The organism is Streptomyces sp. NPDC058525 (assembly GCF_042719495.1).
GTDB lineage: Bacteria > Actinomycetota > Actinomycetes > Streptomycetales > Streptomycetaceae > Streptomyces.
Genome location: NZ_JBHXNP010000007.1, coordinates 42675 through 55229, shown reverse-complemented (window position 1 = coordinate 55229; position 12555 = coordinate 42675). Strand labels below are relative to the sequence as shown.

The 12555-nt window shown below is 72.9% G+C and carries 13 protein-coding genes; 7 read left to right on the top strand and 6 right to left on the bottom strand.

The window, feature by feature from the left end:
- Positions 1 to 10: 10 nt before the first annotated feature.
- Entirely contained in the window at positions 11 to 1771 is a 1761-nt protein-coding gene (locus tag ACFWP3_RS05815; protein WP_384216570.1) for an acetyl/propionyl/methylcrotonyl-CoA carboxylase subunit alpha, read from the bottom strand.
- A 375-nt stretch (positions 1772 to 2146) separates the two neighbouring features.
- On the opposite strand from ACFWP3_RS05815, the gene ACFWP3_RS05810 reads away from it, so the two are divergent.
- A complete protein-coding gene (locus ACFWP3_RS05810) occupies positions 2147 to 2599 on the top strand; it encodes a hypothetical protein (RefSeq protein WP_384216568.1) in 453 nt (150 codons plus the stop codon).
- On the opposite strand, the gene ACFWP3_RS05805 is transcribed toward ACFWP3_RS05810, so the two are convergent.
- From ACFWP3_RS05805 to ACFWP3_RS05790, 4 genes are all read right to left on the bottom strand, one after another.
- Entirely contained in the window at positions 2580 to 3185 is a 606-nt protein-coding gene (locus tag ACFWP3_RS05805; protein WP_384216566.1) for a Maf family protein, read from the bottom strand. The two genes, ACFWP3_RS05810 and ACFWP3_RS05805, sit on opposite strands and share 20 nt — an antisense overlap.
- Positions 3186 to 3263: 78 nt before the next feature.
- Positions 3264 to 3398, bottom strand: coding sequence for a morphogenic membrane protein MmpB (mmpB, locus tag ACFWP3_RS05800; RefSeq protein ID WP_384216564.1), 135 nt, complete (start codon positions 3396 to 3398; stop codon positions 3264 to 3266).
- Positions 3399 to 3499: 101 nt separating this feature from the next.
- Complete coding sequence (locus ACFWP3_RS05795) at positions 3500 to 3709, bottom strand: acyl-CoA carboxylase epsilon subunit (protein WP_384216562.1); 210 nt, start codon at positions 3707 to 3709, stop codon at positions 3500 to 3502.
- An 18-nt stretch (positions 3710 to 3727) separates the two neighbouring features.
- On the bottom strand, positions 3728 to 5314 hold the full coding sequence (locus ACFWP3_RS05790) for an acyl-CoA carboxylase subunit beta (RefSeq protein WP_384216560.1): 1587 nt from the start codon (positions 5312 to 5314) through the stop codon (positions 3728 to 3730).
- Positions 5315 to 5445: 131 nt separating this feature from the next.
- On the opposite strand from ACFWP3_RS05790, the gene ACFWP3_RS05785 reads away from it, so the two are divergent.
- From ACFWP3_RS05785 to hutH, 5 genes are all read left to right on the top strand, one after another.
- Positions 5446 to 6312 (top strand): biotin--[acetyl-CoA-carboxylase] ligase, encoded by an 867-nt coding sequence (locus ACFWP3_RS05785; RefSeq protein ID WP_384216558.1) that lies wholly within the window; start codon positions 5446 to 5448, stop codon positions 6310 to 6312.
- A gap of 129 nt (positions 6313 to 6441) precedes the next feature.
- Positions 6442 to 7593 (top strand): adenylate/guanylate cyclase domain-containing protein, encoded by a 1152-nt coding sequence (locus tag ACFWP3_RS05780; RefSeq protein WP_384216556.1) that lies wholly within the window; start codon positions 6442 to 6444, stop codon positions 7591 to 7593.
- Between the two features lie 305 nt (positions 7594 to 7898).
- Positions 7899 to 8699 carry an enoyl-CoA hydratase/isomerase family protein gene (locus ACFWP3_RS05775; RefSeq protein ID WP_384216554.1) on the top strand — a complete coding sequence of 267 codons (801 nt, stop codon included), beginning with the start codon at positions 7899 to 7901 and terminating at the stop codon, positions 8697 to 8699.
- A gap of 119 nt (positions 8700 to 8818) precedes the next feature.
- Positions 8819 to 9934, top strand: coding sequence for a diguanylate cyclase domain-containing protein (locus tag ACFWP3_RS05770; protein WP_384216552.1), 1116 nt, complete (start codon positions 8819 to 8821; stop codon positions 9932 to 9934).
- A gap of 91 nt (positions 9935 to 10025) precedes the next feature.
- The gene (gene hutH, locus ACFWP3_RS05765) at positions 10026 to 11567 is read left to right on the top strand and encodes a histidine ammonia-lyase (protein WP_384216741.1); all 1542 of its coding nucleotides are present in this window, start codon (positions 10026 to 10028) and stop codon (positions 11565 to 11567) included.
- A gap of 85 nt (positions 11568 to 11652) precedes the next feature.
- Here the strand turns inward: hutH and ACFWP3_RS05760 are convergent, their stop codons facing one another.
- Positions 11653 to 11988 (bottom strand): hypothetical protein, encoded by a 336-nt coding sequence (locus tag ACFWP3_RS05760; protein ID WP_384216550.1) that lies wholly within the window; start codon positions 11986 to 11988, stop codon positions 11653 to 11655.
- A 164-nt stretch (positions 11989 to 12152) separates the two neighbouring features.
- Between ACFWP3_RS05760 and ACFWP3_RS05755 the strand changes: the two genes are divergently transcribed.
- Positions 12153 to 12440, top strand: a complete 288-nt coding sequence (locus ACFWP3_RS05755; RefSeq protein ID WP_384216548.1) for a hypothetical protein — start codon at positions 12153 to 12155, stop codon at positions 12438 to 12440.
- Positions 12441 to 12555: the final 115 nt, after the last annotated feature.

The following is a 12555-nucleotide window of genomic DNA, read 5'->3' as shown; positions in this document are numbered from 1 at the left end:
ACCGCGGACGTCAGTCCTTGATCTCGCAGATCGTCGCGCCCGAGGTGAGGGACGCGCCGACCTCGGCCGTCAGGCCGACGATCGTGCCCGAGCGGTGGGCGTTGAGGGGCTGCTCCATCTTCATGGCCTCGAGTACGACGACCAGCTCGCCCTCCTCGACACGCTGGCCCTCCTCGACCGCGACCTTGACGATCGTGCCCTGCATCGGGGAGGCGAGGGTGTCGCCGGAGGCGGCCGGGCCGGACTTCTTGGCCGCGCGGCGCTTGGGCTTGGCGCCGCCCGCTGCGGCCGTGCGGGCCAGGGTCATGCCCAGGGACGACGGCAGCGAGACCTCGAGGCGCTTGCCGCCGACCTCGACGACCACCGTCTCGCGGCCCGGCTCGTCCTCGGTGTCCTCCGCGGCCGGGGCCGTGAACGGCGGGATCTCGTTGACGAACTCGGTCTCGATCCAGCGGGTGTGGACCGTGAAGGGTCCCTCCGCGGGGGCGAAGGCCGGGTCGACGACGACGGCGCGGTGGAACGGGACGGCCGTGGCCATGCCCTCGATCTCGAACTCGGCGAGCGCGCGGGCGGCGCGCTGGAGCGCCTGCTCGCGGGTGGCGCCGGTGATGACCAGCTTGGCGAGCAGCGAGTCCCAGGCCGGGCCGATGACCGAGCCGGACTCCACGCCCGCGTCGAGGCGCACGCCCGGACCGGACGGCGGGGCGAACTTCGTCACGGTGCCCGGGGCCGGCAGGAAGCCGCGGCCCGGGTCCTCGCCGTTGATGCGGAACTCGAAGGAGTGGCCGCGCAGGACGGGGTCCCCGTAGCCGAGCTCCTCGCCGTCGGCGATGCGGAACATCTCGCGGACCAGGTCGATGCCGGTGACCTCTTCGGTGACCGGGTGCTCGACCTGGAGGCGCGTGTTGACCTCCAGGAAGGAGATCGTGCCGTCGGTGCCGACGAGGAACTCGACGGTGCCGGCGCCGACGTAGCCGGCTTCCTTCAGGATCGCCTTGGAGGCGGCGTACAGCTCCGCGTTCTGGGCCTCGCTGAGGAACGGCGCGGGGGCCTCCTCGACCAGCTTCTGGTGGCGGCGCTGGAGCGAGCAGTCACGGGTGGAGACGACGACCACGTTGCCGTGGGTGTCGGCCAGGCACTGGGTCTCGACGTGCCGCGGCTTGTCGAGGTAGCGCTCGACGAAGCACTCGCCGCGGCCGAAGGCGGCGACGGCCTCGCGGACGGCGGAGTCGTAGAGCTCCGGCACCTCTTCGAGGGTGCGGGCGACCTTGAGGCCGCGGCCGCCGCCGCCGAAGGCCGCCTTGATGGCGATGGGCAGGCCGTGCTCCTTGGCGAAGGCGACGACCTCGTCGGCCCCGGAGACCGGGTCCGGGGTGCCGGCGACCAGCGGCGCGCCGGCGCGCTGGGCGATGTGGCGGGCGGCGACCTTGTCACCGAGGTCGCGGATGGCCTGCGGCGGCGGGCCGATCCAGGTCAGGCCGGCGTCGAGCACGGCCTGGGCGAATTCGGCGTTCTCGGAGAGGAAGCCGTATCCGGGATGGATGGCGTCCGCGCCGGAATCGGCTGCGGCCTGGAGGACCTTGGAGATGTCCAGGTAGCTGGCGGCCGGGGTGTCACCGCCCAACGCGAAAGCTTCGTCTGCCGCGCGGACGTGCAGAGCGTCCCGGTCCGGATCGGCGTAGACGGCTACGCTCGCGATCCCGGCGTCCCGGCAGGCCCGAGCAACGCGGACAGCGATTTCGCCACGGTTGGCGATGAGCACCTTGCGCACGATGGCTCCCTCCTTGAAACAAGCTGAGTTTAGGGACAGCCCACACGGCCTTACGACCCTTCCCCGGTGGTGAGCTTGCCCACACAGAGTGTGATTCGAGGTTCGCTCTACCGGGGAACCCTTATGGCGCCCCAGGTCAGGGGGATCCCCGACTGCACAGTAACCCCGTATTACAGCCCGGGTCTCTGTCATGCCGGTCAGCGGCCCCGGGTGATTCTTTGTCGAGTCCCTACGAACGGCCCACACGTTCCCCGCGTGATCCCTGTGCGCGGCCCCTCCCGTAACGAAGCGGCCCGCACCCCTTGTCCGTACGTTTACCCGTTAGTAGCCTCCAGGCGTCGAACAGGCTTGTGACGCGTGGGGGGTGGGGGCATCGTGTTGCGAAGACTCGTGGCCGGACTGGCCGCGATCGTACTGGTGGCGGAAGCGGCCGTACTCGTGTTCGTCCACATCGTGCTGGGCAGGACCACCGCCAACCAGTCGATGTCGATCGCGGGCAGCGATCCGGATGTCATGTCCAAGGCAACCTACGCCCTCGGGGCGGGCATGGGCGCCTTCCTCGTGCTGTCCGCCGTGCTCGCCGCCCTGACGGCCGTACGCGACCGCGCGCCCGGCGGTTTCGCCCGCGTCGTGCTCGTCTCGGCCGCCGTCACCCACGGGGTGCTCGGCATCCTCGCCGTCGTCCTGATCGGCTGGGGCGCCTTCGCGGCGACCACGCTGATCCTGTGCCTGCTGGTCCTCACCCTGACCCTGTACGCCGCCCCGCGCGGGGCGGGCGCGCAGGACGCCCCGCCGCCGCTCGGGGAGCTCAAGCCCACAAATCCGTGATGGACACGCCCAGTTCGCCCAGCAGGGAGCGCAGCAGCGGCATCGACAGCCCGATCACGTTGCCGTGGTCCCCGTCGATGCCCTCGATGAACGGCGCCGACAGCCCGTCCAGGGTGAACGCGCCGGCCACGTGCAGCGGCTCGCCGCTCGCCACGTACGCGGCGACCTCCGCGTCCGTCGGCTCGCCGAAGCGCACCGTCGTGGAGGCCGTCGCCGAGACCTGACGGCCGCTCACCGTGTCGATCACGCAGTGCCCGGTGCGCAGCACGCCGGCCCGCCCGCGCATCGCCTTCCAGCGGGCCGTGGCCTCCGCGGAGTCCGCCGGCTTGCCCAGCGCCTCGCCGTCCAGCTCCAGTACGGAGTCGCAGCCGATCACCAGGGCGCCCGCGGCCTCCTCCAGGGCCGCCACCACCCCGGCCTTGGCCTCGGCCAGGGCCAGCGCCAGCTCGGCCGGCTCTTCGTGGTCCAGCGTGTCCTCGTCGAAGCCGCTGACGATCACGTGCGGGGCGAGCCCGGCCTGCCGCAGCAGGTTCAGCCGGGCGGGGGAGGCGGAGGCGAGGACGAGCGGGCGCGGTTCGGCAGTCATGCCCGCCATCGTAGGGCGGCGCACGGCGGCCCCGGCAGCCGGACCGGGACCGGCATCCGGCCGCGGGCGGCGGCCGGATCAGAAGTGGCCCACGCCCAGCACGTAGACGCCCACGAGCATCGCGAGGGCGATCACCACCGTCAGCCGCCGGATCATCGCCTGCGCGTCGCGCATGTCCTTCGGCGGCTCGTTCTCAGGGTCGGACCAGAGCATGCTCCGATCCTGTCCCCGGGACGGGAGGGGCGCCTGAGTACCCGTACTCAGGCGCCACCGTCCGTTCGCGTCATATTCCGCCGTGGGGACCGGGCCGGGCCCTAGCCGGGCCAGTACGTACGGCCCCACGCGCGCGGCCCCGGCTGCGGCAGCCGGCGGCGCGCCACCCGGGCGGGCGTCGACCACTCGTCCGCCACCCGGGGCGCGCCCGGCGGCACCGAGGCCAGCGCCGCCGCGCGCGCTTGGACCACCGCCAGTGCGGCGGCCAGCTCCTCCGCGGTCGGATTGCCCTTGACGACCTTGATCACCACAGAGACCTCCTGGAGGGGCTAGAGGGGGATGTTGCCGTGCTTCTTCGGCGGCAGGGACTCGCGCTTGGTGCGCAGCTGCCGAAGCCCCTTCACCACGTGCGCCCGGGTCTCGGACGGCATGGTCACCGCGTCGATGTATCCGCGCTCGGCGGCCGTGTACGGGTTCAGCAGCGTGTCCTCGTACTCGGCGATGAGCCGTGCCCGGGTCTCCTCCACATCATCCGCCTCCGCGATGGTGCGGCGGTGCAGGATGTTGACGGCGCCCTGCGCTCCCATGACGGCGATCTGCGCGGTCGGCCAGGCCAGGTTGAGGTCCGCGCCGAGGTGCTTGGAGCCCATGACGTCATAGGCGCCGCCGAAGGCCTTGCGGGTGATCACGGTGATCAGGGGGACCGTGGCCTCCGCGTACGCGTAGATCAGCTTCGCGCCGCGCCGGATGATTCCGTTGTACTCCTGGTCCGTGCCCGGAAGGAAGCCCGGGACGTCCACGAACGTCAGCACCGGGATGTTGAAGGCGTCGCACGTCCGGACGAACCGCGCCGCCTTCTCCGAGGCGTTGATGTCCAGGCAGCCGGCGAACTGCATCGGCTGGTTGGCGACGATGCCCACCGGGTGGCCCTCGACCCGGCCGAAGCCGGTCAGGATGTTCGGCGCGAAAAGGGACTGCGTCTCCAGGAACTCCGCGTCGTCGAGCACGTGCTCGATCACGGTGTGCATGTCGTACGGCTGGTTCGCGCTGTCCGGGATCAGCACGTCGAGCTCGCGGTCGCTGTCGGTGACCTCGGTGTCGGCCTCCTCGGGGAAGGCGGGCGGCTCGGAGAGGTTGTTCGACGGCAGGTACGCGAGGAGCGACTTCACGTACTCGATGGCGTCCTTCTCGTCGCCCGCCATGTGGTGCGCGACGCCGGACGTGCTGTTGTGCGTCCGGGCCCCGCCCAGCTCCTCGAAGCCGACGTCCTCGCCGGTGACCGTCTTGATGACGTCCGGGCCGGTGATGAACATGTGCGAGGTCTGGTCGACCATGACGGTGAAGTCGGTGATGGCGGGCGAGTACACCGCGCCGCCCGCGCAGGGCCCCACGACCAGGCTGATCTGCGGGATCACGCCCGACGCGTGGACGTTGCGGCGGAAGATCTCGCCGTACATGCCGAGCGCGCTCACGCCCTCCTGGATGCGGGCGCCGCCGGAGTCGTTGATGCCGATCAGCGGGCAGCCGGTCTTCAGGGCGAAGTCCATGACCTTCATGATCTTCTGCCCGTAGACCTCGCCGAGGGCCCCGCCGAAGACGGTGAAGTCCTGCGAGAACACGGCCACCGGACGGCCGTCCACCGTGCCGTAGCCGGTGACGACGCCGTCGCCGTACGGGCGGGTCTTCTCCAGCCCGAAGGCGGTGGAGCGGTGCCGGGCGAACTCGTCGAGCTCGACGAACGAGCCCTCGTCCATCAGCAGGGCCACCCGCTCACGCGCCGTCAGCTTGCCCTTGGCGTGCTGCTTCTCCACAGCACGCGCGGATCCGGCGTGGGTCGCTTCGTCGATGCGGCGCTGCAGATCCGCGATCTTCCCCGCGGTGGTGTGCATGTCGATCGGCTCTGACGGTTGTGACATCGGGGTCGCGGCTCCCTGCGTGGTGTCAACGGCCTGGTCAATTGATTGACTACTGCTGGCTACTGGTGCGTAGCGTATCGGCGGGCATGGCGCTCGGCAGTGCGGCGTTTGACACACCTAATGTGGCTTGCATGACGCCATCAGATGCCTCAGCAGGTGCTTCCGCGGGTCGCTGGTCGAATCTGGACCGGCCGCCCCTCAACGCCGCCGCGCTCCAGCGGGCCCTCGTCACCGAAGGCGGCCTGTGGACCTCCCTGGAGGTCGTCGCCGCCACCGGGTCCACCAACACCGATCTCGCGGCCCGGGCGGGCCGGCTGCCCGAGGGGGCCGTGCTCGTCGCCGAGGAGCAGACCGCCGGGCGCGGACGCCTCGACCGGAGCTGGGTCGCGCCGCCCCGGTCCGGGCTGTTCTTCTCCGTGCTGCTCAAGCCGGGGGAGGCCGTGCCGCAGGAGCGCTGGGGGTGGCTGACCCTGCTGGCCGGGGTGGCCGCCGCGACCGGGCTCTCCCGGGCCGCGGGCGTGGACACCGCCCTCAAATGGCCCAACGACCTGCTGGTCAGCGTGGACGGCGAGGAGCGCAAGACCGGCGGGATCCTCGCGGAGCGGGTGGCCGACGGGGTCGTCATCGGGATCGGGCTCAACGTCACCCTGACCGAGGACGAGCTGCCCGTGCCCGCCGCCGGCTCCCTCGCGCTGGCCAAGGCCACCGTGACCGACCGGGACCCGCTGCTCAGGGCCGTACTGCGGTCGCTCGAGCAGTGGTACGGGAATTGGCGCGCGGCCGGGGGCGACCCCGCGTCGAGCGGCCTCCAGGAGACCTACGCGGCGGGCTGCGCGACCCTCGGCCGGCACGTCCGCGCGGAGCTCCCGGGCGGACGCACGCTCACCGGAACGGCCGAAGCGGTCGACGCCGAGGGCCGGCTCGTGATCCGTACCGCCGCCGACGAGCACGAGGCGGTGGGCGCGGGCGACGTGGTGCACCTGCGGTCGGTGCACTGACCCCCGTTCAAAGACGGGGAGGGGGAGTGAGCTACGGCACACCTGCCGTATGGTTTAGGCGATCCCGGTACTCGTGGCGATCAACCGGTTCGGCAGGGCAGTGCGCACGGAATGGACAGGAGGCGGCTCTTGACCGTCGACGACTCTACGTCCAGCGCGTCCGCCCCCGGGCCCACGGGTCCGGGCACCCCGATCGGGCGTGACCAGCACACCCCGCACCACGAGGTGGACCACACGGCCCAGCCCACCGCGGACCCCCTCGCGATCCGGCTCGAGCAGCTGATCCTGGGCGCCGAGCGCCGGTACACGCCCTTCCAGGCCGCCCGCAGCGCCGGGGTCTCGATGGAGCTCGCGTCCCGCTTCTGGCGGGCCATGGGCTTCGCGGACATCGGCCAGGCCAAGGCCCTCACGGAGGCGGACGTACTGGCGCTGCGCCGCCTCGCCGGCCTGGTCGAGGCCGGGCTGCTGTCCGAGCCGATGGCGGTGCAGGTGGCGCGGTCGACCGGGCAGACCACGGCGCGGCTGGCCGAGTGGCAGATCGACTCGTTCCTGGAGGGGCTGACGGAGCCGCCGGAGCCGGGAATGACCCGTACGGAGGTCACGTACCCGCTGGTCGAGCTGCTGCTGCCGGAGTTGGAGGAGTTCCTCGTCTACGTGTGGCGGCGCCAGCTGGCGGCGGCCACCGGGCGCGTCGTGCAGGTGGCGGACGATGAGGAGATGGTCGACCGGCGGCTCGCGGTGGGCTTCGCGGACCTGGTGGGCTTCACCCGGCTGACGCGGCGGCTGGAGGAGGAGGAGCTCGGCGAGCTCGTCGAGTCCTTCGAGACGACGTCGGCGGACCTGGTCGCGGCGCACGGCGGCCGGCTGATCAAGACGCTCGGCGACGAGGTGCTGTACTGCGCCGACGACGCGGCGACGGCGGCGGAGATCGCGCTGCGGCTGATCGAGACCATGGAGGCCGATCCGCAGATGCCCGAGCTGCGGGTCGGGATCGCCTTCGGCACGGTGACGACCCGGATGGGCGACGTCTTCGGGACCACGGTGAACCTGGCGAGCCGGCTGACGTCCATAGCGCCGAAGGACGCGGTGCTGGTGGACGGGGCGATGGCGGAGGAACTGGGCCGGACCGGGGCCGCGCCGGTCTCCGAGAAGGAGGCCGAGGCGGAGGGCGGCGGCGCGTACCGCTTCGCGCTCCAGCCGATGTGGCAGCGGCCGGTGCGCGGGCTGGGCGTGGTGGAGCCCTGGTCGCTGACCCGCAGGAAGCCCAAGAACCCCGCCTGAGGCCGCGTACGGGCTGTCCTGAGGCCGCGTACGGGCTGTCCTGAGCCGCGTACGGGCTGCCCGAGGCCCGACTGAGGCCGCGTACGGGGCTGCCCGAGCCCCGCCTGAGGCCGCGTACGGGCTGTCCGAGCCCCGACTGAGGCCGCGTACGGCCTGCCCGAGGCCGCGTACGGCCTGTCCGAGCCCGGCCGATGCCCGGACCCCGGCCGAGGCCGGGTGCCGGCCTGCCCGGGGCCCTTGACCGGACGGTTGCCCCGCGCACTAGAGTGCGGCGATAACGCTCGTTAACCGAGAGGGTCGCAGGCATGTCTGAGCAGCGCTTCGGAGAGTTCGTCGCGGTACGCCGGGAGGGCGACGGGCACGTCGCGGAGCTGGCGATGGACCGCCCCAAGGCGATGAACGCGGTGTCCACGGAGATGGCCCGGTCCATCGGCGCGGCCTGCGCGGCGCTCGCGGCGGACCCGTCGGTGCGGGTGGTCGTGCTCACCTCCACCGCGGAGCGGGCCTTCTGCGTGGGCGCGGACCTCAAGGAGCGGAACTCGCTGTCGGACGCCGAGCTGGTGCGGCAGCGGCCGACCACGCGCGGCGCGTACGGGGGCGTACTGGAGCTGCCGGTGCCCACGATCGCCGCCGTGCACGGCTTCGCCCTGGGCGGCGGCTTCGAGCTGGCCCTGGCCTGCGATGTGATCGTCGCCGACGAGAGCGCCGTGGTCGGGCTGCCCGAGGTGTCGGTGGGGGTGATCCCGGGCGGCGGCGGCACGCAGCTGCTGCCGCGCCGGGTGGGCGCGGCGCGGGCGGCCGAGCTGATCTTCACGGCGCGCCGGGTGGAGGCGGCCGAGGCGCTGTCGCTGGGGCTGGTGGACTCGGTGGTTGCGGCCGGGCAGGACAGGGCCGAGGCGCTGGCCCTGGCGGCCCGGATGGCGGCGAACTCCCCGGTGGGCCTGCGGGCGGCCAAGCGGGCGCTGCGGCTGGGGCACGGGATGGACCTGGCGGCCGGTCTGGAGATCGAGGACGCGGCCTGGCGGACGGTGGCCTTCTCCGGCGACCGGGCCGAGGGAGTGGCGGCGTTCAACGAGAAGCGCAAGCCGAACTGGCCTGGGCAGTAGCCCGCCTGCCGCGCCGTTGCCGGGGGCGCTGCCCCCGGACCCCCGCGCAAACGCCGGCGGGGCCAAGTGGTGTCGCGGCGATTATCACCAAATCGGACAAAACTCCCTAACCTGGGGTGATGGGAGTGGACGGGCGGCTGCGAGCCGTGGTGGGCCTCGCGCAGGCGATGGCCGCGGCGTGCGCGCCGCGCGACAGTGTGCGGGCGGCCGCGCGGGGAGCGCGGGTGGCGCTGGACGGCTCCTTCGCCGCGATCTCCGCGTGGGAGCGCGAGCGGGGCAGCCTGCGGGTGCTCGTGAACGAGGGGGAGCTGCGGCCGGGGGAGGAGGAGTTCCCCGAGGACGAGTCCTATCCCGTGCACGACTTCCCCGAGATCACCGAGTTCCTGCACGAGCGCTGGGTGGGCGGCGGCGGCCCGCACGCCTGGGTCGAGAGCGCGGCCGGCGACCGGCCCGGGCGGCGCGGCGAGGCCCTGCGCCGCCGCGGGCGCGGCACCTGCGTGGTCGCCCCGATCGTGCTCAGCGGGCGGGCCTGGGGCGAGCTGTACGTGGCCCGGGACGAGGGGATGCCCGACTTCGACGAGGACGACGCCGAGTTCGCGACCGTCCTGGCGGCCGTGGTCGCGGCCGGGCTCGCCCAGAACGAACGCCTGGAGGAGGCCCGCCGCCTCGCCTTCACCGACCCGCTGACCGGCCTCGCCAACCGGCGGGCGGTCGACATGCGGCTCGACGAGGCCCTGGAGGAGCACCGGCGGACCGGAGCCGTGGTCAGCCTGGTGGTCTGCGACCTGAACGGGCTGAAGAAGGTCAACGACACCCTGGGCCACGCCATGGGCGACCGGCTGCTGGAGCGGTTCGGGTCGGTGCTGAGCCTGTGCGGGGCCATGCTGCCCGGCGCGCTGGTGGCGCGCCTCGGCGGCGACGAGTTCTGCCTGGTCGGGCTCGGCCCGACCGCGGACGAGGTGGTGCGGGTGACCGAGGAGCTGTGCACCCGGGCCGCCGAGCTGGACCTGGGCGAGGGGGTGGCCTGCGGGGTGGCCTCCACCGGGGACCCGATCGGGCTGGTGAAGTCCTCCCGGCGGCTGTTCCGGCTCGCGGACGCCGCCCAGTACAAGGCCAAGGCCGCGCGCTCCCCGAAGCCCGTGGTGGCGGGCCGGGACACCGCCGTGGTCCGGCTCGCGGACGCCGCGGCCGAAGCCGCCTCGGGTGAGCGGCGCCGCTTCCGGGGCCGCCCGTGAGCGCACCCCGGGCTCCGGAGGGGCCGGATACGCGGCCCGTTCGGAAGGGGTGACATGAAGCGATTCAATCCGTAGGGTGCTGAATATGGATATGCACACTGTCGTGGTGGGGACGTCCGGGACCACCGCCGAGGACGTCATCGCCGTGGCCCGCGGCAACGCGCGGGTCGAGCTGTCCGGCGAGGCACTGGACGCCCTCGCCCGCGCCCGGGAGATCGTCGACGCGCTCGCCGCCAAGCCCGAGCCCGTCTACGGGGTGTCCACCGGCTTCGGCGCGCTGGCCTCCCGGCACATCAGCCCCGAGCTGCGCGCCCAGCTCCAGCGCAACATCGTCCGCTCGCACGCCGCCGGCATGGGCCCGCGCGTCGAGCGGGAGGTCGTCCGCGCGCTGATGTTCCTCCGGCTCAAGACCGTCGCCTCCGGGCACACCGGCGTACGGCCCTCCGTCGCGCAGACCATGGCCGACGTGCTCAACGCCGGGATCACCCCCGTCGTCCACGAGTACGGCTCCCTCGGCTGCTCCGGCGACCTCGCGCCGCTGTCCCACTGCGCGCTCGCGCTGATGGGCGAGGGCGACGCCGAGGGGCCCGACGGGGTCGTCCGCCCCGCCGGTGAACTGCTCGCCGAAGCCGGGATCGAGCCCGTCGAACTCCGCGAGAAGGAGGGCCTGGCCCTCCTCAACGGCACCGACGGCATGCTCGGCATGCTGGTCATGGCCCTCGCCGACCTCGGCAAGCTGTACACCTCCGCCGACATCACCGCCGCGCTGACGCTGGAGGCGCTGCTCGGCACGGAGAAGGTGCTCCAGCCCGAGCTGCACGCCATCCGCCCGCACCCCGGCCAGGGCGCCTCCGCCGCCAACATGGCCGCCGTCCTGAAGGGTTCCGGGCTCACCGGGCACTTCCAGGAGGAGTCCGCCCCGCGCGTGCAGGACGCGTACTCCGTGCGCTGCGCCCCGCAGGTCGCCGGCGCCGGACGCGACACCATGGCGCACGCCGCCCTGGTCGCCTCCCGCGAACTGGCCGCCGCCGTCGACAACCCGGTGGTCCTGCCCGACGGACGCGTGGAGTCCAACGGCAACTTCCACGGCGCGCCCGTCGCCTACGTACTGGACTTCCTGGCCATCGCCGCCGCCGACCTCGGCTCCATCGCCGAGCGGCGCACCGACCGGCTGCTCGACAAGAACCGCTCGCACGGCCTGCCGCCGTTCCTCGCGGACGACGCCGGCGTGGACTCCGGCCTGATGATCGCCCAGTACACGCAGGCCGCCCTGGTCAGCGAGATGAAGCGGCTCGCGGTGCCGGCCTCGGCCGACTCGATCCCCTCCTCCGCCATGCAGGAGGACCACGTCTCGATGGGCTGGTCGGCCGCGCGCAAGCTCCGTACCGCCGTGGACAACCTCACCCGGATCATCGCGATCGAGCTGTACGCGGCCACCCGTGCCATCGAGCTGCGCCACGGGCTCACCGCGGCCCCGGCCAGCCTCGCCGCGATCGGCGCCGCCCGCGCGGCGGGAGTGCAGGGTCCGGGCCCGGACCGGTTCCTCGCGCCCGACCTGGCCGCCGCCGACGAGTTCGTCCGTACGGGCGCCCTGGTGGCCGCGGTGGAGACCGTGACCGGCCCGCTGGCCTGACGGAGGGCGGCGCGGCGCACGACGCGCACGACGACGGCGAGGGGCCGCCCCGGTGGGGGCGGCCCCTCGCCGTCGTCGCGAACCCTCAGGCGGTGCGGGAGCGGCGTACGGAGAAGGCCACGAAGCCGGCCCCGACGCCCAGGCAGAGCGTGCCGCCCAGGAGGTAGGGGGTGGTGTCGACGGAGCCGGTGTCGGCGAGGGTGACGGGCACCTGCTGCGCCCGGCCCTGCGGTGCGTGGCCCGGCGGTGCCTGATCCGGCTGTGCGCGGGTGACCGTACGGCCCGCGTTCGCGGCGGCGGGCACCCCGGAGTCGCCCTGGGCGGGCCCCGGCGCGGTGGCTCCCGCCGAAGGCACGAACCAGAGGGCGGCGAGGAGGGTGGTCGCTCCGAGAGCGGTGAGCAGCGGTCGGCGTGCGGACACGGTGCGATCCCCCTTGTGGCAGCAGCGAATTGGCCGTGTGCCGTGATGCTACGGAAAGGGGCGGGTCGTGGGAAAGTCAGGGCTTCCACGGGCTTACTCTCCGTCGTATGAACCCTTCTGAGACATCACGATACGTCCGCCTTCGGGTGGATTTGGTACTCGAAGTGCAGGACGCCCAGGCCCTCACGGGAGCCGCGCTCGCGCACATCAAGGCCGACGAGTTCATGCCGGACGAGGAGCGCGGGCACGCCGAGTCCGCCGTGCGGGAGGACGAGTCGGAGGCGCTCGCCTACCTCGTCGACCCCACTGACCTGGTCGCCGACATCCCGGGCGTGGAGCTGGCGCAGGCCTCCTGGAGCAGCGAGCCCGTCGAATACGACCCCGAGTCCATGGAGTGGGACCTGGACGAGGAAGATGGTGACTTCGACGAAGAAAAAACCGACAACGCCTGACCGTGTGGTTGCCCACAATCCAGCGGAATGTGGAACCGATCCGCTGCGTTAACGCGTTGTCAGGACGAGGCAGGGGGCCATGTCCCCCTGCCCGGCCCAACCCCGGGACGGCAGC